We start from the raw sequence: 26740 nt of genomic DNA, 5'->3' as shown, positions 1-26740 counted from the left end.
GATCCGGGGCCTCGCCGGGCCCCGTCGCGACGCGGGGACGCGCGGCGGGCGGTCGGGCGTCGGGGGCGTCAGCCGCCGTAGCGGCGGTGCCGGAGGGCGAAGTCGCGGACCGCCCGGAGGAAGTCGACCTCACGGAGGTCGGGGTAGAACGCCTCCACGAAGTAGAACTCGCTGTGGGCGCTCTGCCAGAGCATGAAGTCGCTGAGCCGCTGCTCGCCGGACGTGCGGATGACGAGGTCGGGGTCGGGCTGGCCGCCCGTGTAGAGGTGCTCGGCGATGAGCTCCGGCGTCAGGACCTCGGCGAGCGCGTCGAGCGTGCCGCCCGCGGCGTCGTGGGCGCGGACGATGCTGCGCATGGCGTCCGCGATCTCACGCCGCCCGCCGTAGCCGACCGCGAGGTTGACGTGCAGCCCGGCGTGGTCGCGCGTGCGCGCCTCGGCCCCCTCGAGCGAGGCGCAGAGCTCCGCGGGCAGGTCGTCGGTCGCCCCGACGTGCTGCACCTTCCAGTCGCGCTGACGCGAGAGCTCGTCGGCGACGTCGCCGATGATGCCGAAGAGCTCGGTGAGCTCGGCCGACTCGCGGTTGCCGAGGTTGTCGGCCGAGAGCAGGTAGAGGGTGACGACGCGGATGCCGATGTCGTCGCACCAGGTGAGGAACTCGCTGATCTTGGCGGCCCCGGCCCGGTGGCCGTGCGCCGCGGTCTCGAGCATGCGCAGCTTCGCCCAGCGCCGGTTGCCGTCGACGATCATCGCCACGTGGTGGGGCACCTCGGCGCCCTCGAGCTCGCGCCGCAGGCGGCGCTGGTAGAGACCGTAGAGGACGCCCCCGGCGAACGGGGAGGACCAGCGGGGTTTCACGTGCCTACGGTAGCCCACCGTGCGAGCGGAGGATTCCCAGCGGTGCCGCGCGGCGCCTCCCCTACGCTCGGGGCATGAGCTCACCCGTGCCCGGCGCCGCGGCCTCCGACGGCGGGACCGACCTGCCGTCCCTGCCGCTCCTCGAGGACGCCCTGTCGTACCCGCACATCGAGCGCAAGCCCACCTGGCGCGGCTGGCTCCACGCCGGCACGTTCCCCGTCGCGATCGCCACGGGCGTGGTGCTCGTCAGCCTCGCGCAGGGCGTCGGGGCGACCTGGGCCTGCGCCGTCTTCATGACGACGTCGCTGCTGCTCTTCGGCATCTCGGCCACGTACCACCGCTTCCCGTGGAGCCCGGGGGCGAAGATCTTCCTGAAGCGGCTCGACCACTCGAACATCTTCCTGCTCATCGCGGGCACCTACACGCCCATCGCCGCCATCGCGCTGCCGCCCGGCAAGTCGACCCTGCTGCTGGTGATGGTCTGGACGGCGGCGGCCTTCGGCATCGCCTTCCGCGTCTTCTTCATCCACGCGCCGCGGTGGCTCTACGTGCCGCTCTACGTGCTGATGGGCGTCGGGGCGCTCGGGTTCTTGCCCGACCTCGTCGCCGCGAGCGTCGCCATGACGGTGCTCGTGCTCGTCGGCGGCCTGCTCTACGTCGTCGGGGCCGTCTTCTACGCGATCAAGCGGCCGAACCCGGCCCCGGGCCGCTTCGGCTTCCACGAGCTGTTCCACGCCTGCACGGTCGCGGCGTACCTCTGCCACTGGAGCGGCATCCTCGTGCTGGCCCTCCACGCGCCCACCTTCTAGCGGCGGTCGGCATCACGCTCAGCGCTCAGCGGTCGGCGTCCGGCTCCCGGGTGCCCCGGTCGTCGCCGGGCCTCTCGTCGCCGGGCCGCATCTCGTCGTCGATGCCGGCCGACGCCTCGGCCGCCTCGGCGCGCTCGGCCTCGATGCGCTCGCGCACCTCGCCCCGGTAGCGCGTCCGGCGCACGCGTCGGGTCATGTCGACGATGATCAGCACGGTCGCGATCGCGACGAACGCGATCGCGACGAAGCCCCAGACGCCGGGCGTGACGTCGACGTCGGGCACCGTCGAGGGCGGCAGCGTGGCGTCGGGCGTGGACTGCTGGGCGAGGAGGCGCGTGGTCGCCTCGACGACCGCCCCCGTCACGAGGCCCATCAGCGCAGCGCCCCGACGAGACCCGTGTCGGGATCGACGACGCCCGCGAAGAGGTCGGTCTCGGGCGTCTCCGACGTGACGCGCGACTCGATCAGCTGGAAGTCCTCCGTCGGCCAGGCCGCGACCTGGAGGTCGTTCGGCCAGAAGAAGAAGGCGCTGTCGAGCGGGACCTGGCTGGCGTGCGCGCGGAGGGCGGCGTCGCGCACCGGGAAGAAGTCGGACGCCGGCACGTGCGTCGTAACGAGGTCGGGCCGGTCGCCGAAGCGCTCGAGCATCTCCGTGAGCCGCTCGATGAGGTCGGACTCCGGGTCGTGCACGCGCAGGTAGGCGATCATGGCGGAGATGCGGCCGGTGCTGAACATGCGGTCGTAGTAGACCTTGTCGATCTGCCAGGGCTCGCCCGCGGTCGGGTAGCGGGCGGGGTCGGCCGCCGCACGGAACGCCTCCATCGACACCTCGTGGGTGCGGATGTGGTCGGGGTGCGGGTAGCCGCCGTTCTCGTCGTACGTGACGAGGACCTGCGGGCGGAAGCGTCGGATGACGGCCACGAGCGGCTCGGCGCTCGTCTCGACCGGGATCGTCGCGAAGCCGTTGACGGCGACGGCCTCGCCCTCGGCGGGCAGGCCGGAGTCGGCGTAGCCGAGCCACAGGTGGTCGACGCCCATCGCCTCACGGGCGCGGGCCATCTCGTGCACGCGCAGGCCGGCGATGTCGCGCTCGGCGTGGTGACGGGCCTCGAGGGCCTCGTTGAGCACGGAGCCCTGCTCGCCCCCGGTGCAGCTGACCACCAGCACCTCGACGCCGAGGGAGCGGTAGAGGGCGTACGTCGCCGAGCCCTTGCTGGACTCGTCGTCGGGATGGGCGTGGACGGCCAAGAGGCGCAGGGTCACGGGTTCCTCACAAATCGTGCAGGGCAGACGTTGCTACCCTCGCACCAGGATAAACGGACGGAGTCGAGCGTGGCGTCCAAGCCCCCGGCAGCACTACCCTCCGCCGCACCCGCGGCGGAGGGGCCGAGCGCGCCCGTCGACGACCCGGCCTCCTCCCGGCTCGACGCCCGGTACGGCCGGTCGCCCGGCTCGCGCCGCCGCGGGAAGGTGACCGCGATCGCCGTCGCCGCCTCGTTCGTCGTGGTCTTCGCCGCCTGGGTCGTCTTCGCCGCCTTCGACGGCTCGGGCTCGAAGCTCGAGTCGACCGACGTCGGCTACACGCAGACGAGCGACCGCAGCCTCGACGTGCAGTACACGATCAGCGTCGCGCCCGGCACGCCGGTCAGCTGCGCCGTCCAGGCGCAGAGCGAGAAGTTCGCCATCGTCGGCTGGAAGATCGTCCACCTGCCCGCCGCGACGCAGCACTCGACGACCTACACGACGTCGCTCGTGACGTCGGAACCGGCCGTCACGGGCTTGATCTACGAGTGCTGGCTTCCGTAGACTGACCCGATCACCACGAGACCGGCCGATCGGCCGGTCTCCTTTTTTCGGTGGGCGCGCCTCGACCGGGCCGCGACCCTCGCAGACGCGGGACGGGTCGCCGGACACGGGCGGACCCCCACGGACGGAGACACCATGAGCAACGACAACGCCACCACGTGGCTGACCACCGACGCCCGCGACCGGCTGCAGGCCGAGCTCGCCACCCTGAGCGGCGAGGGCCGCGCCGAGATCGTGGGCCGCATCGAGGCCGCCCGCGAGGAAGGCGACCTCAAGGAGAACGGCGGCTACCACGCCGCGAAGGACGAGCAGGGCAAGATCGAGGCGCGCATCCGCACGCTCACCAACCTGCTGAAGCACGCCACCGTCGGCGAGTCCACCGCCGCCGACGGCATCGTCGGCCCCGGCACGGTCGTCACCGCGACGATCGCGGGCGACCCCAGCACCTTCCTGCTCGGCAACCGCGAGATCATCGCGCCCGGCAGCGACCTCTCGGTGTACAGCGAGACCAGCCCGCTCGGCGAGGCCATCAACGGCCTCAAGGTCGGCACCTCGACGAGCTACACGGCCCCCAACGGCAAGGAGATCGCGGTCGAGATCACCGCCGTCGAGACCTACACGCCGTAGCAGCGGCGACGACGCCCGTGGCCGCTGCCACGGCCGCCGCGAGCACGACAGGAGCCCCCGTCCGATCGGACGGGGGCCCCTGTCGTGGTGCGGCGGCGGCTCAGAAGTCGACGTTCGGCTGGAAGCCCGCGTCGCGGAGGCGCTGCAGGACCTCCTCGACGTGGTCCGGCCCGCGGGTCTCGACGCTGATCTCGAGCTCGACCTCGCTGATCTGCAGCCCCCTGCCGTGCCGTGTGTGCAGCACCTCGACCACGTTCGCGTTGGCGTCGGACAAGATCTCGGAGACCCGGGTGAGCTGCCCCGGCCGGTCGGGCAGCCCGACGCGCAGCTTGAGGTACCGGTCGGCGGCGGCGAGGCCGCGCCCGATGATGCGCTCCATCATCAGCGGGTCGATGTTGCCCCCGCTCAGCACGACGACGGTCGTCCCCAGGTCGCGGACCTGCTCGGTCAGCACCGCCGCGACGCCGACCGCCCCCGCCGCCTCGACGACGAGCTTGGCCCGCTCGAGCATGACGAGCATCGCCCGCGCGGTGTCGTCGTCGCCGACCGTGACGACCTCGTCGACCGTCTCGCGGACGATCTCGAAGTTGAGCACGCCCGGCTTGGCGACCGCGATGCCGTCGGCGATCGTCGGCAGGGCCTCGATGTCGGTGCGGATGCCGCGCTTCATCGAGACGGCGTAGGGCGCGGCGTTCACGGCCTGGACCCCGATCACGCGGATCTTCTTGCCCGTGATCGCCGACGACTGCTTCAGGGCGCTCGCGACGCCCGAGATGAGGCCGCCGCCGCCGATCGGCACGATGACCGTGTCGACGTCGGGCACCTGCTCGAGGATCTCGAGGCCGACCGTCCCCTGCCCCGCGACGACGTCGGGGTGGTCGAACGGCGGGATGAAGACGGCGCCCGTCGACGCCGCGAACTCCTTCGCGGCCACGAGCGACTGCTCGACCGCGTGTCCGCTCAGCACGACGTCGGCGCCGTAGTCGCGGGTCGCCTGCAGCTTCGGCAGCGCGACCCCGACCGGCATGAAGATGGTCGCGGCGATGCCGAGCTCACGGGCGGCGAAGGCGACGCCCTGCGCGTGGTTGCCCGCCGACGCCGCGACGACGCCGTGCGCGCGCTCCTCCGCCGTCAGCTGCGTCAGCCGGTTGTACGCGCCCCGGATCTTGTACGAGCCCGTGCGCTGCAGGTTCTCGCACTTGAGGTACACCGGCGAGCCCAGCACGTCGGCCAGGAAGCGGGAGCTCTCCATCGGGGTGACGCGGGCGACCTTCGAGACGCGGCCCCGCGCCTCCTCGATCTCGGCCAGGGTGGGTCCGGCGAGCGTGGTCTCAGACATCGGCGGCCTTTCTCGGGGAGGGGGCGTCGGGCCCGGCGGGGCGCGGCAGGTCGCGCCAGCGGCCGCTCGCGACGTAGCCGACCATGACGTTCAGCACGGCGACGACGGGCACGGCGAAGAGGGCGCCGGGGATGCCGGCGAGCAGGGCGCCCGCCGCGACGGCGAAGACGACCCCGAGGGGGTGGACCTTGACGGCACCGCCCATGACGAACGGCTGCAGGACGTGGCCCTCGATCTGCTGCACGACGATCACGACGGCGAGCATGAGCAGGGCGACGACCCAGCCGTCGTAGACGAGCGCGACGACCACGGCGATCGTGCCCGTGGCCACGGCGCCGACGACCGGCACGAACGAGCCGAGGAAGACGGCGATCGCGATCGGCGCGACCAGCGGCAGGCCCAGGAAGAGCGCGCCGAGGCCGATGCCGACCGCGTCGACGGCGGCGACGAGGATCTGCACCTTGACGAAGTTCGTGAGCGTCAGCCACCCGGCTCGACCGGCCCCGTCGACCGCGGTGCGCGCCCGGCGCGGGAAGATGCGGACGACCCAGGCCCAGATGTCGCGCCCGCCGACGAGGATGAAGATCGTCGAGAACAGCACGAGCACCAGGCCCGCGCCGACGTGGCCCGCCGTCGCCCCGACCGACAGCGCGCCGCGGAGGAGGGGCTGGCTGTCCTGCTGCAGGGCCGCCACGGCGTCGCCGAGGTAGCCGTTGAGCTGCGCCTCGGTGAGGTGGAGCGGGGAGGCGAGGAGGACGTCCTTGAGCTCGACGTACGAGGCCACCGACCGGTCGCGGAGCGCCGGCCAGCCGTCGATGATCTGCAGGACGACGAGGTACAGGAGCCCGACGACGACCACCACGAAGCCGACGAGGCTCACGACGACGGCGAGCCAGCGCGGCCAGCCGTGGCGCTGCAGCCACGACGACAGGGGCACGAGCAAGGCCGACACGAGCAGCGCGACCATGAACGGGATCACAATGATGCGCAGCTGGATGACCAGCCAGACGAAGACGGCGAGCACCCCGACGACCGCCAGCAGGCGCCACGACCAGGCGCCCGCGATCAGCATGCCGCGTGGGACGGCAGGGTCGGCGGCGGGTGCCGGGAGGCCCTCGGGGCCGGGCGGGGACGACGCGGGGTCGACGACGGCGGCGCGGTCGCGCGAGGGCCTCCGGAGCCGGATCATGCGCTCAGTGTAAGTGGCCGCGCGGGGTGTGACGCCCGCCCTCGCATGCCTCCCGGGGCATGTGCCTCGTCGCCGGCGGCGGCGGTCCGGCGTCGGCGGCGACGGCCGGGGAGGCGCGGGTCGGCCCCGCCTGTCGGTGGCCGTCGCTAGGGTCGTCCCGTGCCCCGTGACAGCCTCTCCCCCGCCCAGGCGCGACGCGTCGCGCTGACGGCCCAGGGGCTCGGCCGTGCCGCTGTCGCCGGCACCGTGGGCACGCGCCAGCTGAACGGCCTGGTCGACCGGCTCGGCCTGCTGCAGATCGACTCGGTGAACGTGTTCGAGCGCAGCCACTACCTGCCCGTCTTCGCGCGCCTCGGCGAGTACGACCGCGGGGCCCTCGACCGGCTGACCCTGGCTCCCCCGGGCCGGTACGTCGAGTACTGGGCCCACGAGGCGGCGCTCGTGCCCGTCTCGAGCTGGCCGCTGCTCCGCTGGCGCATGGACGACCACCGACGGCGGGCCCACGCCGACGACGGCTCCTGGCTGGCGGCCAACCCCCGCATGGCTCGCTGGCTCCTCGACGAGCTGAGGGAGAAGGGCCCCCAGCCCGCGAGCCTCGTCGAGCACGACGCGAACGTCCGCACCGGGCCCTGGTGGGGCTGGAGCGACGTGAAGCGCGGCCTCGAGTCGCTCTTCCGCGTCGGCGACGTCGTCAGCGCGGGGCGACGCCGCTTCGAGCGCGTCTACGCGCTGCCCGAGCAGGTCCTGCCGCGCGAGGTGCTCGACGTCGAGATCGGTCGCCACGACGCGCACGTGCAGCTGGTGGCCCATGCGGCCCGGGCGCACGGGGTGGGCACCGCCTCCGACCTCGCCGACTACTTCCGCCTCAAGGCCGTCGACGTCGGACCGGCCCTCGCCGAGCTGCGCGACCAGGGCGTCGTCGTCCCCGTCACCGTGCCCGGCTGGTCGGCGGCCGCCTGGCTCCACCGGGACGCGGCGGTGCCGCGCTCGGTGCGGGCCGACGCCCTCCTCTCGCCGTTCGACCCCGTCGTCTGGTACCGCCCGCGGGCCGAACGCCTCTTCGGGTTCCGCTACCGGATCGAGATCTACACCCCGGCCCCGAAGCGGGTGCACGGCTACTACGTTCTGCCGGTGCTGCAGGACGACCAGCTCGTCGCCCGCGTCGACCTCAAGAGCGACCGCCAGGCCGGGGTGCTGAGGGTCCAGGCGTCGTGGCACGAGCGCGACCTGCCGGTCGACGTCGACCGCCTGGCCGGCCTGCTCGACCGCGCCGCGGCCTGGCAGGGCCTCGACCGCGTCGAGGTGGTGGGTCGTGGCGACCTCGCCGACGAGCTGGCCCCGGCGGTCCGGGCGAGCGCGGGGCCGGGGCCGGGGTCGTCGGGGCCGGGGTCAGACCCGGACGACGAGGTCGAGCCCGCTGGCGCGGACGACTAGAACTGCACCCGCGGCGGCTCGGCGATCGACGACGGCTCGGAGACCTCGAAGAAGTCACGCTCGGCGAACTGCGACTTGCGGGCGTAGACCGACCCCGGGAAAGAGCGACGCTTCGTGTTGAACTCGCGGACCCCGCCGTTGTAGGAGCGCCGGGCGCCCTGCAGGGCGTCCTCCGAGTCGACGAGCTCGGTCTGCAGCGCGAGGAAGGACTGGCTCGCCTGCAGCTGGGGGAAGGAGTCGGCCACGGCGAAGACGGCCTTCAACGAGGTCTGCATGTGCGCCTCGGCCGCCGAGGCCTCGGCGGGCGTGCGGGCGGCGACGGTCTCGTCACGGGCGACGACGACCTGCTGGAAGGCCGCCTTCTCGTGCCCGGCGTAGCCCTCGACGGCCTCGACGATGCGCGGGACGAGCTCGGCCCGTCGCCTCAGCTGCGCCTCGATGCGCTGCCAGGACTCGTCGACCCGGTGCGCCCGACCGGCGAGCGACTTGCGGGCCGACCAGAGGACGGCTCCGACGATGACGGCCACCACGACGACGATGCCGACGACGATGAGGGCGTTGATGAGGGCCGGTTGCATGGCGTGGGACTCCTTGGGGATCTGACCGTCGACCCCGGCCGCACGGCCGCTCAGGGGACGTCGTCGGGTCGTCTCGGTCCGAGGGACACTATAAATGTGCCGGGTGGCACCTTGGCGGTGACTGGGTGTTCTCGCAGCCGGCCGACGCCCGCCCGCCGGGCGACCGAGGCGGACATCGTCCGCGCAACCGATTGACTTGTCCCCCGCGACCGTGCTGAATGGGTGACAGTGCTCGATCTCCTGACCCTGCCCCCGTCGCGGTCCTCGGCCTCCGCCGCCGGTCGCGCGGGTCGGCGCGCCGTGACGGCACGCCGATCGGCCCACGCCGTCGCCGCGGTCGTGCTCGCCCTCGTCCTCGCGGCCTCCGGCGGCGCCCTCGCCGCCTCCGCCGCGGGCGCGCCGACGCCCACGCCGTCGCCCGCCCTCGGCGCCCCCTCCCCCACGCCCGACCCGACCGTCGCCGAGCCGACCGTCGCCCGTGTCGCCGACAGCGCCACCGGCACGGTCAGCGTCGGGGGCACCGCGCAGCCCGGCGCCCGGGTCAAGGTCGCCCTCACCGGCGACGGCAGCTACCGCGCCCTCTGCGACGGCGTCGTCACGGGCGTCGACGGGCGGTGGAGCTGCCGGGCCGCCGTCCCGAGCGGTGCCGACTGGACGGCCGTCGTGCGCGACCTCGACCACCCCGACCTCGCCGACGTCTCCTCATCCGCCTTCTCCGTGCTCGCGCCGCCGACCGTCGACGGCGGCCTCCTCGTCGGGGCGAAGCTCACCGGCACCGCCTTCCCCGGCGCGACGGTGACCGTCACGAGCTCCGCCGGCGCCCGGGCGACCACGACCGCCGCCGCCGACGGCTCCTGGGTCGCCGTCCTCCCGGCCGACGCCTTCCCCACGGGCAGCCCGACCATGACGGCCAGCCAGTCGTCGAGCGCGGTGCCCGCCGTCCCCACGTCGGCCGCCTCGGCCCGGGTCTCGGTGCAGATCGACCGGGCCGCCCCGGCGGCACCGGTCGTCGTCAGCCCCTCGCCCGGTCAGCGGGTCACGACCCAGCCCGTCACGTTCGCAGGGACCGGCGACGAGGGCGCCCGAGCCACGGTCTACGTCGACAGCTCCCCCGTCTGCCAGTCCACCGTCGTCTCCGGTCGGTGGTCGTGCCGCTCGGAGGGCTCGACCTTCCCGACCGGCAGTCGCGTCGTGCAGGCGTCCCTCGTCGACGCGGCGGGCAACTTCGGCCCGCCGTCGGCGGCCTTCTCGGTGACCGTGGGCGGAGCGACCGCGTCCGCCGCGCCTCCCGTGTCGGGCCCGACGCCCTCGCCGACCCGGTCCCCGTCCGCCACGCCGCCTCCGCGACCGACCCCCGGGCCCACCGCGCCCGTCGAGCCCGGCCCGAGCGCCACCGCCGCTCCGGGCGTGCCCGGCGCCCCCTCCGACGACGGGGGCGACCACGGGGCAGGAGGCGCGGGAGGCGTCCCGTCCACCGGCGGCGGGACCGAGGGCGGCTGGGCCACGGCCACGACCTTCGGTCGTGACCTGCCGACGCTCTCGCAGACCCTGGGCGGCCCGTCCTGGCCGCTGGCGGCGCTCGTCGGCCTGGCCTTCGTCGCGCTCGTCGTGGGACCGGCGCGCCTCGCCGCTGGTGCCGTCCGGGGCCGCGGGCGTCGGTCGCCCGGCGCCGTGATCACCGGTCGGAACCGCGGGGTCGAGCTGCCGACCTCCTTCAGCGGCGGCACGATCGACCTCCGCGTGGCCGTGGGCGCCACGATCGTCGCGGGCGCGGCCGTCACCGCCCTCGCCGCCGGCGTCGACGACCAGGTGCAGTACGCCCGGCTGTTCGCGGGCATCGCCCTCGGGCTCATCCTCCTCAACGGCCTCGCGGTCGTCCTGCCGACCGTGCTCGTCGCGAAGCGCCTCGGCCGCGCCGTGCGGGTGCGCGTGTCGCCGGGGCTGCTGCTGGCGGCCGTCGTCGCGTGCACGGCCACGCGCCTCCTCTCGCTCGATCCTCCGCTGGTGCTCGGGGCCCTGCTCGTGGGCACGCTCACGGTCGCCGCGACGACCGACGCCGACGCACGCCACCCGTCGCACTCGACCGCTGATCTGGCGCGACCGACGGACGAGCCTGCCGCCCGCGAGCAGGGCATCGCCGCCCTGGCTCAGCTCGCCGCGCTCATCGCCCTGCCGTTCGCCGCCTGGATCGTGCACGGGCTCGTCGCGGGCTCGGGCTTCTGGGCGCAGCTCGGCCGAGAGACGCTCGCCACGGTGTGCCTCGCGGGGCTCGGCTCGCTCGTCGTCGCGCTGCTGCCGGTCGGGCCCCTGCCCGGCCGGCGCGTGTGGGGCTGGTCTCCCGTCACGCTGGTCGGGGTCGCCGTCGTGGGCGTCACGGTCGCGGCGGTCGTGTTCATCGGCGACCCGGCCTCGGCCTTCCCGCTGCCGACGCTGCTCGCCGCGTGCCTGGTGGGGGCACTCGCCGCCGTGGCGGCGTGGCTGTGGGTGCGGGTCGTGGAGCCGGCCCGCGACGACGCCTAGCCCTGCCTCGCTGACGACTGTCGTGCCGCCGTGCCCCCGCACGGGGACGAGGCGAAGCATCGTCGGGCCGCTCGGGTTCGAGTCCCTGTGGGGGCCGGAGGACGCCCTGGCGTCCGGAGTGCCCTGGCGTCCGGAGTGCCCTGGCGTCCGGAGTGCCCCCGCACGGGGACGAGGCGAAGCATCCTCGGGCCGCTCGGGTTCGAGTCCCTGTGGGGGCCGGAGGACGCCCTGTGGCGTCCGGAGTGCCCCCGCATGGGGACGAGGCGAAGCATCGTCGAGCCGCTCGGGTTCGAGTCCCTGTGGGGGCCGGAGGACGCCCTGGCGTCCGGAGTGCCCTGGCGTCCGGAGTGCCCTGGCGTCCGGAGTGCCCCCGCAGGGACTCGAACCCTGATCTCAGCGATTTTAAGTCGCTTGCCTCTATCCATTTGGGCCACGGGGGCGCCCCGGTCAGCCTACGAGAAGCGCCCCCTCGGCGCACGACGACGCCCGCCCGCTGAGGCAGCGGACGGGCGTCGTCGTGGTGGGGTCGGGACGTTACTCGGCGGTCGCCTTGTCGGCGGCGGGGGCCTTCTCGTCGACGGGCGCCTCCTGGGCCTTCGTCGTCGTCGCGCGCTTGCGCGCAGGGGCCTTGCGAGCGGGCTTCGAGGCCGCGTCGCCCTCGGCCTTCGCGCCCTCGTCGTCGACGGGGTTCGCGTAGGCCGGTCCCGGCTCGCCGGCGGGCTGGCCGATCTCGGGCGCGGGGGCTGCAGCCGGTGCAGCCTCGGCGACGGGCGGCTTGGGGCGCGACGCGAACTTCTCGAAGGCCGCACGGGGCTTCTCGCGGTCGTCGAGCGAGACGATGTCGCGACCGAGCCACATGTTGTTCCACCAGCCGGTGACGACCCGGAACTTGCGCTCGAACGACGGCATCGCCATGCCGTGGTAGCCACGGTGGGCGGCCCAGGCCGGGAAGCCCTTGAGCACGATCTTGCCGCTCTGGAAGACGCCGGTGCCGATGCCGAGGCCCGCGACGGCGCCGAGGTTCTCGTGCTTGTAGTCGGTCGTGCTCTCGCCGCGCAGCGACGCGGTGATGTTCTTGGCGAGCTGCTTGCCCATGCGCACGGCGTGCTGCGCGTTCGGGACGCACATGCCGCCGACGCCCTTGCCGGTGAGGTCGGGAGTGGCTGCGACGTCGCCGCAGGCCCAGGCGTCGGGGACGACGGTCTCGCCGTCGACGATGCGCAGGTCGGGACGGACGGTGATCCGGCCGCGCTCCTCGAGGGGGAAGTCGGTCGAGCGGACCATGGGGTTGGCCATGACGCCGGCCGTCCAGACGATGAGGTCGGACTCGAACGACTCGCCCGTCGACAGCTCGATGAGACCGCCCACGGCGGACTTGAGCTGCGTGTCGAGGTGGACGGTCGCCTGGCGCTCGGCCAGGTTCTTCAGCACCCAGTGGCTGGTCTCGAGCGACACCTCGGGCATGATGCGGCCCATCGCCTCGACGAGGTGGAAGTGCGTGTCGTCGATCGTCAGAGTCGGGTACTTCTTGAGCAGGTCGCTGGCGAAGCTGCGCAGCTCGGCGAAGATCTCGATGCCGGCGAAGCCGCCGCCGACGACCGTGACGGTCAGCAGGCGGTCGCGCTGCGGGCCCGCGGGCAGGTTCGCGGCCGCGGCGAAGTTCGTGAGGAGCTTGTCGCGGATCGCCGCGGCCTCCTCGATGGTCTTGAGGCCGATGGCCTCGTCGGCTACGCCGGGGATCGGGAAGGTGCGCGAGACGGCGCCGGCGGTCATGACGACCTGGTCGTACTCCATCGTCCAGGCGTCGCCGACGGCGGGCGTGATGGTCGCGGTCTTCGTCGCGTGGTCGACCTTGGTGACGGCGGCCGTGACGACGGTCGTCTTCTTGAGGTGGCGACGGAGCGAGACGACGGCGTGACGCGGCTCGATCGACCCCGCGGCGACCTCGGGGAGGAAGGGCTGGTACGTCATGTAGGGCAGCGGGTCCACCACGGTGACCTCGGCCTCGCCCGCGCGCAGCCACTTCTCGAGCTTCCAGGCGGTGTAGAAACCGGCGTAGCCGCCGCCGACGATCAGGATTCTGGGCACGGTGAACGATCTCCTTGTGGTGGGGTTGTCGCGACGACTTTACCCTCGGTCGTGCCGTCGCCTGAACTGACGGGCTGCACCGACCGCGATCACGACCATAGCGCCCCCGAAGACGCCGAACACGATCAGCGGGATGCCCGTCGACCTCATCGTCTCGACGGTCGGCAGCAGCGCGGAGAGCCGCTCGCCCTCGCGCGTCTCGGGCGTGGGCACCGGGGCCGGGCCCTCGGGCAGCACCGACGCCGCGGCCGAGGGCTCGGGGGCGGCTGCTCGACGGTGCAGGGTGATCCACGCCTGCAGGTCGCCCATCGGGTTCGCCGACACCGACGGCACGGCCCGCGTGACCGCCGCGGCGGCGTCGACGAGCCCGTAGCCGTAGAGCGGGTCGGGACGCGACGAGCCCTTCGGCGTCGCCGTGGAGACGACGCGGTTGATGACGTCGTCGGCGTCGAGCTCGGGGTGCGCGCTGCGGACCAGCGCCACGATGCCGGCGACGAGGGGCGTGGCGCCGCTCGTGCCGTTCCAGCTGTAGTGCACGTCGCCGGGCCCGACGCCCACGAGCCCCTCGCTGGGCGCCGCGACGCCGATGGAGATGCCCTGGCTCGAGGCGTCGAAGCTCGCGGTCCCCGACCGGTCGACCCCGGCCACGGTGAGCACTCCCGGCATCGTCGCCGGCGCGCCGACCTCGGTCGTGCCGCTGCCCCGGTTGCCGGCGGCGGCGACCACGACGACGTCGTTCTGCATCGCGTAGAGGAACGCGTCGTCCCAGCTCGTCGGCCAGTCGAGCGTGTTGCGCGTCAGCGACATGTTGATGACGTCGGCCCCGTTGTCGACCGCCCAGCGGACCGCCTCGGCGATCTGCGTGTCCGAGTCGACCGCCGCGGTGCCGAAGCCCACGGAGACCGACAGCAGCGACGCCTCGGGCGCGACGCCGACGACGCCCTCCCCCGAGCCGGTGCCGCGCCCGGCGAGCATCGATCCGACGAGGGTGCCGTGCGCCGGGTCGTCCGTGCCCACCGGGGTCTGCCCGTCGGCGGCGCCGACCCCGCTGACGTCCGTGCCTCCCACGACGGCGCCCTGCAGCTCGCGCACGGACCCGTCGACGCCGGTGTCGATGACGGCGACGGTGACCCCCGCCCCGCGCGTGGTCTGCCAGGCCTGCTCGATGCCGTAGTCGGCGAGCCAGTACTGCTGGTCGCGGATGGCGTCGGCCGACGCGGGCACGCCGGGCACGACGACCAGCGCGAGCGCCGCGAGGGCGGTGGCGCCCGCGGCGACCGTCGCGCGACCGCGCCCCACGCCGCTCAGGAGACCCGGCCGGAGGCGCGGGTCGCGTCGTCGGCGTCGCCCGCCAGCCAGTCGGGGCACCGGCACACGTCGGGGCTCCAGGCCGCGCGGGCCAGGGCGAGGTCGCCCACGGGGTTCACCCCGGGGCCGGCCGCCAGCGAGTGCCCGACCAGCGCGTGGAGGCACTTGACGCGCTCGGGCATGCCGCCCGCGGTCACGTGCGCGATCTCGTCGACGTGCTCGACGCCCTCGCGATCGTCGAGGTAGGCCTCGTGGGCGCGGTGGTAGCCGGCACGGAGCTCGTCGTCGGCGGCGAGCTGGTCGGTCAGCTCGGCCATGACGCCGGTCGCCTCGAGGGTCGACACGGCCGCCGTGGCCCCCGGGTGGCACAGGTAGTAGAGCGTCGGGAAGGGCGTGCCGTCGCCGAGCCGGGGCTTCGTCGACACGACGGTCGGCGAGCCGCACACGCAGCGGGCGGCGATGCCGATGACGTCGCGAGCGGGGCGGCCCAGCTGCGCGGTGACGATGCGGACGTCGTCGTCGGAGACGGGGTCGAAGGGAGGGGTCGTCACGGGGTGCCGCCTGTCGGGGAGGAGGACGGCACCGGGGCGCCGCTGATGTCGGGGGCGACCAGCTCGGTCGCGGGGGCGTCGCTGAGGCCGGCGTCGAGGACGGACGACGTCATCGCCGCGACCCAGTCGACCTGCGGCATCTGGAGCGTGTCGCTGATCGGCGCGGCACCGGGGCCGGCGTCGTCGGCGCTGTCGCCCATCACGAGGTAGCTGTACTCGCCGGGGTAGACGTAGAGCAGTCGGTCTCGGGCCTGTGCCTCGATGTAGGCCGGGTCGCTCCAGCGCGCGACGTCGCCCTGGAGGGCGTCGACGTCGTCCTGCTGGTCGACGACCTCGTCCTGCAGGGCGGCGATCTGCTGCTGCTGCTGGATCAGGGTCTTGAGCGACGGCGCGAGCACGACGACGAACAGCACGAGGATCACGAGCATGAGCAGGCTGAAGCCGGAGAAGCGGAGGCTGCGGAGCCACCCGCCGGTCACGGTCTCGGTCGCCGGGAGCGTCACCGGCACACGTCGGTTCTGGGACTCGCGAGGCATGCACCCGAGGGTAGACGACGCATCCGACACCGCGGTCACGGAACGCCGAGAGGCCCGCTCCCCCGGAGGGGGAGCGGGCCTCTCATGCGCCGGCGGGGCCGGCGGGGCGCTGCCTACGCGGAGAACCGCGGGAAGGCCGAGTGGCCGGCGTACACGGCGGCGTCGCCGAGCTCCTCCTCGATGCGGAGGAGCTGGTTGTACTTCGCCACGCGCTCGCTGCGGGCCGGGGCACCGGTCTTGATCTGGCCGGCGTCGGTCGCGACGGCGAGGTCGGCGATCGTCGTGTCCTCCGTCTCGCCCGAGCGGTGCGACAGGACGGTCGTGTAGCCGCTGCGCTGTGCCAGCGAGACGGCGTCGAGCGACTCGGTGAGGGTGCCGATCTGGTTGACCTTGACGAGGATCGAGTTGCCGGCGCCGGCCGCGATGCCGCGGGCGAGCCGCTCGGGGTTCGTGACGAAGAGGTCGTCGCCGACGATCTGCGTCTTCGAGCCGATCTCGCTGGTCAGGTGCGCCCAGCCCTCCCAGTCGTCCTCGTCGAGCGGGTCCTCGATGGTGACCAGCGGGTAGGCCGAGACGAGGTCGGCGTAGTAGCCGGCGAGGAAGGCGGAGTCGCGCTTCTCGCCCTCGAAGGTGTACGAGCCGTCGGAGTAGAACTCGCTCGACGCGACGTCGAGGCCGAGCGCGATGTCCTTGCCCGGGGTGAAGCCGGCCTTGGTGATGGCCTCGACCAGCAGGTCGAGCGCGGCGCGGTTGCTGTCGAGGTTCGGCGCGAAGCCGCCCTCGTCGCCGAGGCCGGTCGAGAGGCCCTTCGACTTCAGCTCGCTCTTCAGGGCGTGGTAGGTCTCGGCGCCCCAGCGGAGCGCGTCGGCGAACGACGTGGCGCCGATCGGCAGGATCATGAACTCCTGGATGTCGACGTTGCTGTCGGCGTGCGAGCCGCCGTTGATGACGTTGAGCATCGGAACGGGCAGCGTGTGCGCGTTCGGGCCGCCGAGGTAGCGGAAGAGCGGCAGGTCGGCCGAGTCGGCGGCGGCGCGGGCCACGGCCAGCGAGACGCCCAGGATGGCGTTGGCGCCGAGGCGCGACTTGTTCTCGGTGCCGTCGAGCTCGATCATGGCGGCGTCGACGAGGCGCTGGTCGGTGGCGTCGAGGCCCTCGACCTCGGGGCCGATCTCGTCGATGACCGCGGCGACGGCCTTGAGCACGCCCTTGCCGAGGTAGCGGCTCTCGTCTCCGTCACGGAGCTCGTAGGCCTCGAACGCTCCGGTCGATGCTCCCGACGGGACTGCCGCTCGCGACACCGTCCCGTCGTCGAGCAGGACCTCGACCTCGACCGTGGGGTTGCCCCTCGAGTCGAGGATCTCACGGGCGCCTACGGCGTCGATTGCTGCCACGGGTGAACTCCTTCAGTAGTCGTCAGGTCTTCGGGACGCGAGGTCCAGGGTCGATCCTAGCCGCGCCTCCGGCCCTCGTCGCGAGGCGGGCCCCCGGGGCCCGCCGGCCGTCCGCCCCGCGGCGGGTCAGTCGCCGACGGGACGGATCGAGAGGTCGGCGGCCGCCTCGCCGCCGCGGACGCTCGCGAAGCGGCGGAAGCCGGCGGCGGCGAGCCCGTCGAGCTGGTTCGAGAGGTTCTTGGCCCGCTTCACGAGACGCACCCGCGACTCTCCCGCGGCCAGCAGCTCGCGCTGGAGCGAGACGAGCTCGACCGCGGGAACGCCCCGGTCGTGGACGAGCGCGAGCCCGTCGTCGTCGTGCTCGCCGAGCTCGACCAGGTCGACGATGCGCTCGAAGCCCAGCGAGAATCCCGCCGCCGGCACGTCGGTGCCGAGGAAGCGGCCGATCATGCCGTCGTACCGCCCGCCGCCGCCCAGCGAGTAGGCGAAGTCGGGGTGCGCCACCTCGAAGATCGTGCCGGTGTAGTAGCCCATGCCGCGCACCAGGGTCGGGTCGAAGACCAGGGTCGCCGTGGGGAGGGCCGCCCGGAGGGCGAGCAGGTCGCCGAACGCCTCGCGGTCGAGCCAGGCCGGAGGCGCGGCGTCGGTCACCGACTGCCAGGTCGCCTCCCCCAGCTGCCCCAGCTGCGCCGCCAGGTCGCCGCCCTCGACGCCGAGGGCGGCGAGCTGGGCGACGACGCCCTCGACCCCGATCTTGTCGAGCTTGTCGAGCTCGACGAGGGCCCGGTCGGTCAGCTCGGCGGGCACGCCCCAGTGCGCCAGGACGCCGAGGAGCACGCGGCGGTCGTTGACGCGGATGGTCGTCTCGGTCAGGCCGAGCTGCGCGAGGACCGCCGTGGTGGCCGAGATCAGCTCGATCTCGGCCAGGGGCCCGGCCTCGCCGAGGATGTCGATGTCGCACTGGACGAACTGGCGATACCGGCCCTTCTGCGGCTTCTCGGCCCGCCACACGGGCGCCACCTGCACGGCGCGGAAGACCGTCGGCAGCTCGCCGCGGTGCGAGGCGTAGAACCGGGCCAGCGGCACCGTGAGGTCGAAGCGCAGGCCGAGGTCGGCCAGGTCGAGGGGCGAGCCGGCCGCGCGCAGCGCCTCGACGTCGAGGCCGCGGCGGAGCACCGCGAAGACCTGCTTCTCGTTGTCGCCGCCGAGGCCGGAGTGGAGGTACTCGGTGCCCTCGACGACCGGGGTCTCGATCTCGTCGAAGCCGAACGACCGGTAGACGTCGCGGATCGTCGACAGCACCCGCTCGCGTCGACGCTTCTCGGCGGGCAGGAAGTCTCGCATCCCGCGCGGCGGGGTCACGTGTGAGGGCATCTGCCCATCATCCCAGAGCCGCGGGCGGCCTCGACGGCCGGTGCCGGAGACCGCACGAGGAAGGCCTTGTGGTCCATGTGACATTCCATGTACCGTGAACGAGTCGTCGTCGTGGATCGGGTTGCACGCCGCCGACGCAGGCGCCCTCCCTTCCCTGCGGTGAGGGGGCCGAGGCGGGTCAGCTGCCCAGCAGCTGACCCGCCGCACCACCGGCGCACCCCATCAGTCGCCGGGGCGGCACACGAGGGACGGAGGGCGAGACACCAGCACCCCGGAGGGGCACGGACGGAGGGGCACGGAGACGTGACCGAGGGCGTGCTCGAGTGGTGCTGCTACCGGGCCAGCGTCGGCACCTTCGAGACGAACGACTCGAGATGGGTCTTGAACGCCGTCGAGACGGGCTTGACGTCGCGGCCGACGACAGCGTCGTACTGCAGGCCGTGCAGGCCGTCGACGAACGCGCGAGCCTCGGTCTTGGCCCGGGCGGCGGGCACGCCGCGGGACGTCAGCCACGCCGTCACGAACTCGTGCCACCGCGAGACCGCCCCCCGAGCCGTGCCCTCGTCGTCGGCGGCCACGACCTCGAGCAAGGCGGCCTCGAACGCGAGGCGCTGCATGTCGCGGCCTCGCTCGCTCGACGCCTCGGCCCACAGCTTGCCGACGTGCTTCGAGAACGCCGCCTCGTCGAGACCGGCGGGGTCGACCTCGAGCAGGGCGTCGTTGCGCCCGACGACGGCGCGGACGATCTCGCCGATCAGCTGGGCGCGGTTGCCGAAGTGGTAGACGAAGACGTAGGTGCTGACGCCGAGGGCCTCGGCGAGGGTGCGGAACGACACGGTGGCGAGGGAGCGACCGCGGAGGTGCTCGAGGATCTGCCCGAGCAGCTCGGGCTTGCGGGTCGGATCAGGTCTGCGAGGCATCGGAGCCCCTCCTTCGCACGGACGAGTCGGCACAGCCCTGCGCCTCACCGACAGCCATGTCGCACCATAACAGACGTCTGTGCTGGCCGACCGGCGAGGTCGAGTCGCCCGCAGCGTGCTCCGCTGGGCGAGATCCTGGAAGACCGACGTTGACATTTCACCACGTGAACCTCTACATTTAATGAGTCGGTGGTCGCGTCCCCCGGATCTGATCCTTCGAGGGCCTAGGTCGCCGACGACACGTGATCACGGTTCGTCCGCGCTGCTGGCCCAGGTCCGGCGCGATCGAGCTGCACGTGGGCGACGCCTCGTCGTTCGGGTCGGTGAGGCGCCGCGATCCGCCGGGGTGTCAGTCGTTCGGGTCGACTGGCACCCCGGCCCTTCTCTCCGAGCTGGGCCCTGTCGCTCCGCTACCCCGTGGTGCCGTTCTCGGTGGCTCGCAGCGCGGTCTCCCGCTCGCGGACGGCCCGGCGCACCGCGCGTTCCGCGTCGATGCCCTCGGGGCCCGCGGCGTCCATCGCGGCGTCCATCGCGGCGAGCACGGAACGCCCCCAGGCCAGCTCGCCGTCCGCTGCGCGGGAGGCCAGGGCGTCCCCGACGGGCAGGTGCCCCGCCGCCGCGCGCCGGTCGTCGATCTTGGCCGCGCGGGCGAGCGCGGGCAACCCCACGGCGATGCCGTCGTAGGCGCTCCGGCGCGAGGACTTCTCGACCCGTTTGGCCTCCGACCAGAGGCGGACGACGTCGCCGAGGTCGTCCGCGGTCTCGCCCCCGAAGACGTGCGGGTGCCGGCGAACGGCCTTCTCGGCGACGTCGCGGACGACGTCGGCCAGGTCGAAGGCCGCCTGGTCCTCCCGGGCGGCCAACGCCGCATGCAGCACGACCTGGTAGAGCACGTCGCCGAGCTCCTCCCGCCGGTCGGCGGCGGAGCCGACCTCGATGGCCTCGACCAGTTCGAACGACTCCTCCACGAGGTACGGCACGAGCGACTCGGGGGTCTGCGCCCGGTTCCACTCGCAGCCGCCGCGCTCCGCGAGCAGGGCCTCGACGACCCCGACCAGCCCCGCGAGCTCGTCCGCTGCACGTCTCGCGACGGGGCCTCGTGCGTCGTCGTCCACCGCGCCTCCTCGTGTCGGTCCGCTCCCGGTGCGGTGCCGTACCATCGAGCGTAGGCGTGTCGGGAAGTCTGGTCGACGACCCCGTCGTCGACCCCTGAAAGGCCTCCGTGAGCCTGCTCCGATCCGAACGTGCCTCCGCCGTCATCCTGCTGGGGGCCGCGCTGCTCGGCCTCGTCCTCGCCAACAGCGCGCTGGGGCCGGGGCTGCTCGACCTCCGTGCGGCGCACCTCGCCGTCCCCCTGCTCGGCCTCGACCTGTCCGTCGCGCACTGGATCAGCGACGGGCTGCTCGCCGTCTTCTTCTTCGTCGTCGCGGTCGACCTCAAGCACGAGCTCGTGGCCGGTGAGCTCGCCTCGCCGAGCCGGGCGCTCGTCCCGGCGATCGCGGCCGTCGGCGGCGTCGTCGTGCCCGCCGGCCTCTACCTCGCGGTCACGGCGGGGACGCCGTTCACCGGCGGCTGGCCGATCCCGACCGCGACCGACATCGCCTTCGCCCTCGGTGTGCTGGCGCTCTTCGGGCGGGGGCTGCCGAGCGGCATCCGCATCTTCCTGCTGGCGCTGGCGGTGCTCGACGACCTGATCGCCATCGTCATCATCGCGGTGTTCTTCACGCAGGGCACCGAGCTCGGCTGGCTCCTCGCGGCCGTCGTCGGGGTCGCCGCCACGGCGCTCGCCGGTCGGCTGCTCGGTCGCGGCGGGACCTCGGGTCGCGCAGCGGTCGCACTCGTCATCGTGCTGGCCGTCGTCACCTGGTACCTCGTGCTGCAGAGCGGCGTGCACGCGACCATCGCGGGCGTGGCCGTCGGCCTCGTCCTCCCCCGGCGCCCGGCCGGTCGCGCGAAGCACGCGCTCGAGCCCGCCGTCGCCGGCGTCGTGCTCCCGCTCTTCGCGTTCTCGGCCGCGGCCGTGGTCGTGCCGTCGGTCGGGGTCTCCGAGCTGCGCCCGGCGTTCTGGGGCATCGTCCTGGCGCTGCCCGTCGGCAAGCTCGTCGGCATCACGCTGTTCGGCGGCATCGCGGCGCACGTGGCCCGCTCGCCCGCGAGACCGACCCTGCGGCTCGCGGACGTCGCCCTGGTCGGCGTCCTCGGCGGCATCGGCTTCACCGTGTCGCTGCTCATGAACGAGCTGGCCTTCGCCCGCTCGCCCGAAGTCGTCGACGAGGGCACCCTCGCCGTGCTGATCGGGTCGGGCGTCTCGGTCGTGGCGTCGGTGGTGGTGGTCAGCTCGCAGGCGCGGAGGCATCGGCGGCGGGCCGCGGCACCTCGGCCGAGTAGATCGCGCTCATCAGCTGCTCGACCCAGCTGATCAGCTCGCCGTCGGGCAGCGCCTCGCCGTGGCGACGAGGCAGCGGCACGCTCACCGAGTTCGTCTGGCCGAACCAGCGCGACCCCGGGTACATGCGCTGCAGCCGCACCTGCATGCTGTCGGGCAGGTCGACCCCGGCGACGCGGAGGTTGCTGCCCATGACGACGACCTCGCTGAGGCCCGCCTTCACGGCCGCGCGCCGGAGGCGTGACACCTCGATGAGGGCGAGGACCGACTCGGGAGGCGTGCCGTACCGGTCGGTGAGCTCGTCGAGCACCGAGTCGATCTGCTCGTCGCTCGACGTCGGCGAGCTCGCGGTCGACAGCTTCTGGTAGGCCTCGAGCCGGAGGCGCTCGCTCTCGACGTACTCCTCGGGGATGTGCGCGTCGACCGGCAGCTCGAGCCGGAGCTCGGTCTGGCCCTCCGCCACGTCGCCGCGGAACGTGCCCACGGCCTCGCCGATCATGCGCAGGTAGAGGTCGAAGCCGACCCCGGCGATGTGGCCCGACTGCTCGCCTCCGAGCAGGTTGCCGGCGCCGCGGATCTCCAGGTCCTTTAGGGCGACCTGCATGCCGGCCCCGAGCTCGTTGTTGGCCGCGATCGTCTCGAGCCGGTCTTGGGCGGTCTCGCTGAGCGGCTTCTCGGCGTCGTAGAGGAAGTACGCGTAGCCCCGCTCGCGACCACGTCCGACGCGACCGCGGAGCTGGTGCAGCTGGCTGAGCCCGTACTTGTCGGCGCGGTCGATGATCAGCGTGTTCGCGTTGGCGATGTCGAGACCGGTCTCGATGATGGTCGTCGAGACGAGCACGTCGAACTTGCGCTCCCAGAAGTCGACCATGACCTGCTCGAGGGTCGACTCGGCCATCTGGCCGTGCGCCACGGCGACGCGGGCCTCCGGCACGAGCTCGGCGATCTGCGCCGCGACGCGGTTGATGCTCGACACGCGGTTGTGCACGTAGAAGATCTGCCCCTCGCGGAGCAGCTCCCGACGGATCGCCGCGGCCTTCTGCCGGTCGCTCTCGGGACCCACGAACGTGAGGATCGGGTGGCGGTCCTCCGGCGGGGTCGCCAGGGTCGACATCTCCCGGATGCCCGTGACCGCCATCTCGAGGGAGCGCGGGATGGGTGTCGCCGACATCGCGAGGATGTCGACGTTGGTCTTGAGCTTCTTGAGGGCGTCCTTGTGCTCGACGCCGAATCTCTGCTCTTCGTCGATGATGACGAGCCCGACGTCTTTGTAGACGAGGCTCTCGCTCAGCAGGCGGTGCGTGCCGATGACCATGTCGACCGTCCCGTCGGCGAGGCCAGCGATCGTCTCGCGGCTCTCCTTCGCGCTCTGGAACCGGCTGAGGCTGCGGAGGTGCACGGGGAAGCCGGCGAAGCGGTCGGCGAACGTGTCGGTGTGCTGCTTCACGAGCAGCGTGGTCGGCACGAGCATGACGACCTGCTTGCCGTCCTGGATCGCCTTGAAAGCGGCCCGCACGGCGACCTCGGTCTTGCCGTAGCCGACGTCGCCCGAGAGCAGGCGGTCCATCGGGATCGGCCGCTCCATGTCGGCCTTGATCTCGTCGATCGTCGTCAGCTGGTCGGGCGTCTCGGCGAACGGGAAGGCCTCCTCCAGCTCACGCTGCCACGGGGTGTCGGGCGGGAAGGCGTGGCCCTTCGACGCCATGCGCGCCGAGTAGAGCTTCACGAGCTCGACCGCGATGTCACGGACGGCGCGACGCGCCTTGCTCTTCGCCGAGGCCCAGTCGCTGCCGCCCATCTTGCTGAGCGTGGGGGCCTCGCCTCCGACGTAGCGGCTGAGGAGGTCGAGCTGGTCGGTCGGCACGTAGAGCTTGTCGCCCGGGTAGCCGCGCTTGGACGGCGCGTACTCGAGCACGAGGTACTCGCGGCTGTTCTTCACGGCGTTCTTGCCGCCGGAGCTCACCTCGCGGCTCGTCAGCTCGAGGAACTTGCCGATGCCGTGCGTCTGGTGCACGACGACGTCGCCCGTCTTGAGCTGCAGCGGGTCGACGACCGCCTTGCGGCGGCTGGCCAGTTTCTTGACCTGACGGGAGTCGTAGTTCGCCGACCGGCCGTAGAAGTCGCTCTCGCCGAGCACGGCGATCTTCGCCTCGGGCAGCTCGAAGCCGGCCTCGACGCCGCCGGCGACGAGGTGGACGACGCGCGGCTCGAGCTCGTCGGGCAGGGCGTCCTCGAGGCGCGCGGCGACGCCGCGCTCGGAGAGCACGTCGCGGGCACGCTCGACGAGGCCGGTGCCGCGGGCCGTGACGACGACCCGCCAGCCGTCGTGCACGCGGCCGACGACGTGCTCGAGCGCGCCCTCGGCGTGCCCGCTGAAGCTCGGGACGGGGGCCGCGTCGACCCGGACGTAGTCGCCCGCCGACTGCGCCGCCTCGTCGTCGGTGAGCACCTCGCCCGAGTCGAAGCCGCTGACGGTGAACCAGGCACGATCGCCCGCCGACTCGCGCAGCTCGCGGAGCGTGATGAAGTCGCCGGCGTCGAGGTCGATGGGGGCCTCGGCGCCCGCGGTCGCGGCGCTCCACGCCGCGGAGAGGAACTCGCGGTTCGTCTCGGCCAGGCTCTGGGCGCGCGAGTTCACGCGCTCGGGCGACAGGACGGCGACGGAGGCGCCGGCCGGCAGGTAGTGCGTCAGCGGCACGAGGCCGTGCACGAGCGCGGGCGCCAGCGACTCCATGCCCTCGACGGGGATGCCCTCCGCGATCTTGGCCAGCATCTGCGCCAGGCTCGGGAACTCGTGCTGCATCTCGCGCGCGCGCTGACGCACCTGGTCGGTGAGCAGCATCTCGCGGCTCGGCGGGAGCTCGACCGAGGGCACCTCGCCGTCGAGGCTGCGCTGGTCGGCGACGGAGAAGCGCCGGATCTGGTCGACCTCGTCGCCGAAGAAGTCGACGCGGACCGGGTGCTCGGCCGTCGGGGCGAAGACGTCGAGGATGCCGCCGCGGACGGCGAACTCGCCCCGCCGGGTGACCATGTCGACCCGGGCGTAGGCCAGGTCGACGAGACGACCGGCGATCGCCGAGAGGTCGTGGCCACGGTCGCCGACGACCAGCGACACCGGGTCGATGTCGGCGAGGTTGTCGGAGAGCGGCTGCAGCGCGGCCCGCACACCCGCGACGACGACGATCGGCCGCACCTCGGCGGGCGACGCCTCGGCCTCGGCGGCCCAGGCCGCGAGCCGCCTCAGGGCGTGGATGCGTTTGCCGACCGTCTCGGCGCCGGGGCTGAGGCGCTCGTGCGGCAGGGTCTCCCACGCCGGGAACTCGATCACCTCGGCACCGGGCACGTAGCTCGCGAGCGAGCCGCGGACGGCCTCCGACTCGCGACCCGTGGCCGTCACGACGAGCATCGCCTGGGGGCCCTCGCGGCGGGCGAGCAGCCCGGCGAGCAGGGGGACGCGCAGACCGTCGACGAGACTGAAGTCGGTGCTGCGACCTGCCCTCTCGAGGGCAGCAGAGAACGTGGAGGCGCGCGAGAGCGCCGGGATCAAGCCCGCGAGTATCACCCGACAAGGCTACTTGGCACCACCGACAACGGGCTCGCCGTTCGCTGAGCGCGAGGCCGGACAGGACCGGGCTGAGCCCGGAGGCCGTCGGGCCGTCAGGCCTTCGAGGTGTGGAACTTGAGCTGCGCGGCGGTCAGGCCGTCGGTGGCGATCATCTCGACGGCGTCGGCCGCGTCGGCGAGCAGGACCGGCAGGTCGCGCCGCTCGGTCGACGAGAAGTCGCGCAGGACGAAGTCGGCGGCGTCCTGTCGACCCGGGGGGCGGCCGATGCCGACCCGCACCCGGGTGAAGTCGTTCGATCCCGCCGCGGCGATGATGTCGCGCAGGCCGTTGTGGCCGCCGTGGCCGCCGCCCTGCTTCAGCTTCACCGTGTCGAAGTCGATGTCGAGCTCGTCGTGGACGACGATCAGCCGTGAGACGTCGAGGCCGTAGAACCGCAGCAGCGCCGAGACCGGGCCGCCGGACAGGTTCATGAAGCTGTCGGGTGCCGCCAGCACGAAGCGGGGGCCGCCCGGGACGAGGCGGCCCTCCGCGACGCGCGACGGGGTGCGGTGCTTCGTGAAGCGGGCCGACATGCGGCCCGCCAGCTCGGAGAGCACCATCTGCCCCACGTTGTGCCGGTTGCCGGCGTAGCCGGGCCCGGGGTTGCCGAGCCCGACCACGAGCCACTGCGAGTCGTCCACGGGGTGTTCCTCCTCGGGGGACGCAGCGGCGCTGACGGACGGTCGTGGGGCGGTGGAGCGGGTGTTACTCGGAGCGCTCTTCGTCCTCGATCGAGGGCACGTCGCCCTCGGCCTCGGCGGCCTCGCCCGACTCGTCGTCGACGGCGTCGGTGGTGAGGTCGAGCTGGGGCACCGACACGCTCGTGACGAGCGTCTCGGGCTCGGTGACGAGCGTCGCGCCGGACGGCAGGACGACGTCGGAGGCCTGGACCTGCGCGCCCTCCTCGAGGCCCTCGATTGACACGACGACCGACTGCGGGATGTCGGTGGCCGACACCTCGAGCGAGATGACGTTGAGCTCGACGACGTGGATCGTCCCGGGAGCCGACTCGCCCTCGATGTGAACGGGCACGTCGACGGTGACCTTCTCGCCCTGGCGGACGACGATGAGGTCGATGTGCTCGATGACCTGCTTCACCGGGTCGCGCTGGATGTCCTTGACGAGGGCGAGCTGCTGGGTGCCCTCGATGTCGAGGGTGATCAGCGCGTTCGAGCGACGCGTGATGAGCATCGTCTCGTGGCCGGGCAGGGTGACGTGCTGGGGGTCGGTGCCGTGGCCGTAGATGACCGCGGGGATCTGGTCCTTCGCGCGGATCTTGCGGGCCGCGCCCTTGCCGAAGCTGGTGCGGACGAGAGCGGACAGGGTGGTGTCGTCAGCCATGGGTGTCTCCGTTTCTGCGGGCCTGGCGGCCCGGGGGTGTGTGGGTCGATGTCAACTCGAACGCAGATCGCGTGAGGAG

General features: G+C 73.1%; 23 protein-coding genes and 1 tRNA gene. 6 read left to right on the top strand and 18 right to left on the bottom strand.

The window, feature by feature from the left end; all coding sequences use genetic code 11:
• Positions 1 to 68: 68 nt before the first annotated feature.
• Entirely contained in the window at positions 69 to 857 is a 789-nt protein-coding gene (locus EDF38_RS11240) for an isoprenyl transferase (protein WP_123355495.1), read from the bottom strand.
• Positions 858 to 931: 74 nt separating this feature from the next.
• On the opposite strand from EDF38_RS11240, the gene EDF38_RS11235 reads away from it, so the two are divergent.
• Entirely contained in the window at positions 932 to 1666 is a 735-nt protein-coding gene (locus EDF38_RS11235) for a hemolysin III family protein (RefSeq protein ID WP_123355494.1), read from the top strand.
• A 25-nt stretch (positions 1667 to 1691) separates the two neighbouring features.
• Here the strand turns inward: EDF38_RS11235 and EDF38_RS11230 are convergent, their stop codons facing one another.
• Both EDF38_RS11230 and mca read right to left on the bottom strand, forming a co-directional pair.
• Positions 1692 to 2039 carry a hypothetical protein gene (locus EDF38_RS11230; protein WP_199734704.1) on the bottom strand — a complete coding sequence of 116 codons (348 nt, stop codon included), beginning with the start codon at positions 2037 to 2039 and terminating at the stop codon, positions 1692 to 1694.
• Complete coding sequence (gene mca / locus EDF38_RS11225) at positions 2039 to 2929, bottom strand: mycothiol conjugate amidase Mca (RefSeq protein ID WP_199734702.1); 891 nt, start codon at positions 2927 to 2929, stop codon at positions 2039 to 2041. The genes EDF38_RS11230 and mca overlap by 1 nt, the downstream gene beginning before the upstream one ends.
• 69 nt (positions 2930 to 2998) lie before the next feature.
• On the opposite strand from mca, the gene EDF38_RS11220 reads away from it, so the two are divergent.
• Both EDF38_RS11220 and greA read left to right on the top strand, forming a co-directional pair.
• Positions 2999 to 3472 carry a DUF4307 domain-containing protein gene (locus tag EDF38_RS11220; protein WP_158613363.1) on the top strand — a complete coding sequence of 158 codons (474 nt, stop codon included), beginning with the start codon at positions 2999 to 3001 and terminating at the stop codon, positions 3470 to 3472.
• Positions 3473 to 3607: 135 nt separating this feature from the next.
• Positions 3608 to 4099, top strand: coding sequence for a transcription elongation factor GreA (gene greA, locus EDF38_RS11215; RefSeq protein WP_123355492.1), 492 nt, complete (start codon positions 3608 to 3610; stop codon positions 4097 to 4099).
• 100 nt (positions 4100 to 4199) lie between these two features.
• Here greA and ilvA read toward each other — a convergent pair whose 3' ends face one another.
• Both ilvA and EDF38_RS11205 read right to left on the bottom strand, forming a co-directional pair.
• Entirely contained in the window at positions 4200 to 5438 is a 1239-nt protein-coding gene (gene ilvA / locus EDF38_RS11210; protein ID WP_123355491.1) for a threonine ammonia-lyase, read from the bottom strand.
• Positions 5431 to 6627: an AI-2E family transporter gene (locus tag EDF38_RS11205; protein WP_123355490.1), complete on the bottom strand. Its 1197-nt coding sequence runs from the start codon at positions 6625 to 6627 to the stop codon at positions 5431 to 5433. The genes ilvA and EDF38_RS11205 overlap by 8 nt, the downstream gene beginning before the upstream one ends.
• A gap of 159 nt (positions 6628 to 6786) precedes the next feature.
• On the opposite strand from EDF38_RS11205, the gene EDF38_RS11200 reads away from it, so the two are divergent.
• Positions 6787 to 8061, top strand: coding sequence for a winged helix-turn-helix domain-containing protein (locus EDF38_RS11200; RefSeq protein WP_123355489.1), 1275 nt, complete (start codon positions 6787 to 6789; stop codon positions 8059 to 8061).
• On the opposite strand, the gene EDF38_RS11195 is transcribed toward EDF38_RS11200, so the two are convergent.
• Entirely contained in the window at positions 8058 to 8639 is a 582-nt protein-coding gene (locus EDF38_RS11195; RefSeq protein WP_370275626.1) for a LemA family protein, read from the bottom strand. The two genes, EDF38_RS11200 and EDF38_RS11195, sit on opposite strands and share 4 nt — an antisense overlap.
• A 300-nt stretch (positions 8640 to 8939) precedes the next feature.
• On the opposite strand from EDF38_RS11195, the gene EDF38_RS11190 reads away from it, so the two are divergent.
• Positions 8940 to 11159 carry a hypothetical protein gene (locus EDF38_RS11190; RefSeq protein WP_158613362.1) on the top strand — a complete coding sequence of 740 codons (2220 nt, stop codon included), beginning with the start codon at positions 8940 to 8942 and terminating at the stop codon, positions 11157 to 11159.
• Positions 11160 to 11524: 365 nt separating this feature from the next.
• Here EDF38_RS11190 and EDF38_RS11185 read toward each other — a convergent pair.
• The 9 genes from EDF38_RS11185 to EDF38_RS11145 all read right to left on the bottom strand — a co-directional run bounded on the left by EDF38_RS11185 (position 11525) and on the right by EDF38_RS11145 (position 20445).
• Positions 11525 to 11599, bottom strand: a tRNA-Leu gene (locus tag EDF38_RS11185).
• 94 nt (positions 11600 to 11693) lie between these two features.
• The gene (locus EDF38_RS11180) at positions 11694 to 13247 is read right to left on the bottom strand and encodes an NAD(P)/FAD-dependent oxidoreductase (RefSeq protein WP_123355487.1); all 1554 of its coding nucleotides are present in this window, start codon (positions 13245 to 13247) and stop codon (positions 11694 to 11696) included.
• A gap of 39 nt (positions 13248 to 13286) precedes the next feature.
• Positions 13287 to 14546, bottom strand: a complete 1260-nt coding sequence (locus EDF38_RS11175) for a S8 family serine peptidase (RefSeq protein WP_233572398.1) — start codon at positions 14544 to 14546, stop codon at positions 13287 to 13289.
• Positions 14547 to 14551: 5 nt separating this feature from the next.
• The gene (locus tag EDF38_RS11170; RefSeq protein ID WP_123355486.1) at positions 14552 to 15106 is read right to left on the bottom strand and encodes a DUF501 domain-containing protein; all 555 of its coding nucleotides are present in this window, start codon (positions 15104 to 15106) and stop codon (positions 14552 to 14554) included.
• On the bottom strand, positions 15103 to 15642 hold the full coding sequence (locus tag EDF38_RS11165) for a septum formation initiator family protein (protein ID WP_123355485.1): 540 nt from the start codon (positions 15640 to 15642) through the stop codon (positions 15103 to 15105). The genes EDF38_RS11170 and EDF38_RS11165 overlap by 4 nt, the downstream gene beginning before the upstream one ends.
• 113 nt (positions 15643 to 15755) lie before the next feature.
• Entirely contained in the window at positions 15756 to 17036 is a 1281-nt protein-coding gene (gene eno, locus EDF38_RS11160) for a phosphopyruvate hydratase (RefSeq protein ID WP_123355484.1), read from the bottom strand.
• 126 nt (positions 17037 to 17162) lie between these two features.
• Entirely contained in the window at positions 17163 to 18410 is a 1248-nt protein-coding gene (gene hisS / locus EDF38_RS11155; RefSeq protein ID WP_123355483.1) for a histidine--tRNA ligase, read from the bottom strand.
• A 332-nt stretch (positions 18411 to 18742) separates the two neighbouring features.
• The gene (locus EDF38_RS11150; RefSeq protein WP_123355482.1) at positions 18743 to 19330 is read right to left on the bottom strand and encodes a TetR/AcrR family transcriptional regulator; all 588 of its coding nucleotides are present in this window, start codon (positions 19328 to 19330) and stop codon (positions 18743 to 18745) included.
• Between the two features lie 410 nt (positions 19331 to 19740).
• Positions 19741 to 20445, bottom strand: a complete 705-nt coding sequence (locus tag EDF38_RS11145; protein ID WP_158613361.1) for a MazG nucleotide pyrophosphohydrolase domain-containing protein — start codon at positions 20443 to 20445, stop codon at positions 19741 to 19743.
• A gap of 107 nt (positions 20446 to 20552) precedes the next feature.
• On the opposite strand from EDF38_RS11145, the gene nhaA reads away from it, so the two are divergent.
• On the top strand, positions 20553 to 21749 hold the full coding sequence (gene nhaA / locus EDF38_RS11140) for a Na+/H+ antiporter NhaA (protein WP_123355480.1): 1197 nt from the start codon (positions 20553 to 20555) through the stop codon (positions 21747 to 21749).
• Here nhaA and mfd read toward each other — a convergent pair.
• From mfd to EDF38_RS11125, 3 genes are all read right to left on the bottom strand, one after another.
• On the bottom strand, positions 21664 to 25278 hold the full coding sequence (gene mfd / locus EDF38_RS11135) for a transcription-repair coupling factor (protein ID WP_123355479.1): 3615 nt from the start codon (positions 25276 to 25278) through the stop codon (positions 21664 to 21666). The genes nhaA and mfd overlap by 86 nt on opposite strands.
• A gap of 95 nt (positions 25279 to 25373) precedes the next feature.
• On the bottom strand, positions 25374 to 25961 hold the full coding sequence (pth, locus tag EDF38_RS11130; RefSeq protein ID WP_123355478.1) for an aminoacyl-tRNA hydrolase: 588 nt from the start codon (positions 25959 to 25961) through the stop codon (positions 25374 to 25376).
• Between the two features lie 64 nt (positions 25962 to 26025).
• On the bottom strand, positions 26026 to 26661 hold the full coding sequence (locus EDF38_RS11125) for a 50S ribosomal protein L25/general stress protein Ctc (protein WP_123355477.1): 636 nt from the start codon (positions 26659 to 26661) through the stop codon (positions 26026 to 26028).
• Positions 26662 to 26740 lie beyond the last annotated feature (79 nt).

The organism is Frigoribacterium sp. PhB160, assembly GCF_003751785.1.
Taxonomy (GTDB): Bacteria; Actinomycetota; Actinomycetes; order Actinomycetales; family Microbacteriaceae; genus Frigoribacterium.
The sequence above is the reverse complement of the archived record's forward strand: the minus strand, read 5'-3'. Positions and strand labels throughout refer to the sequence as shown.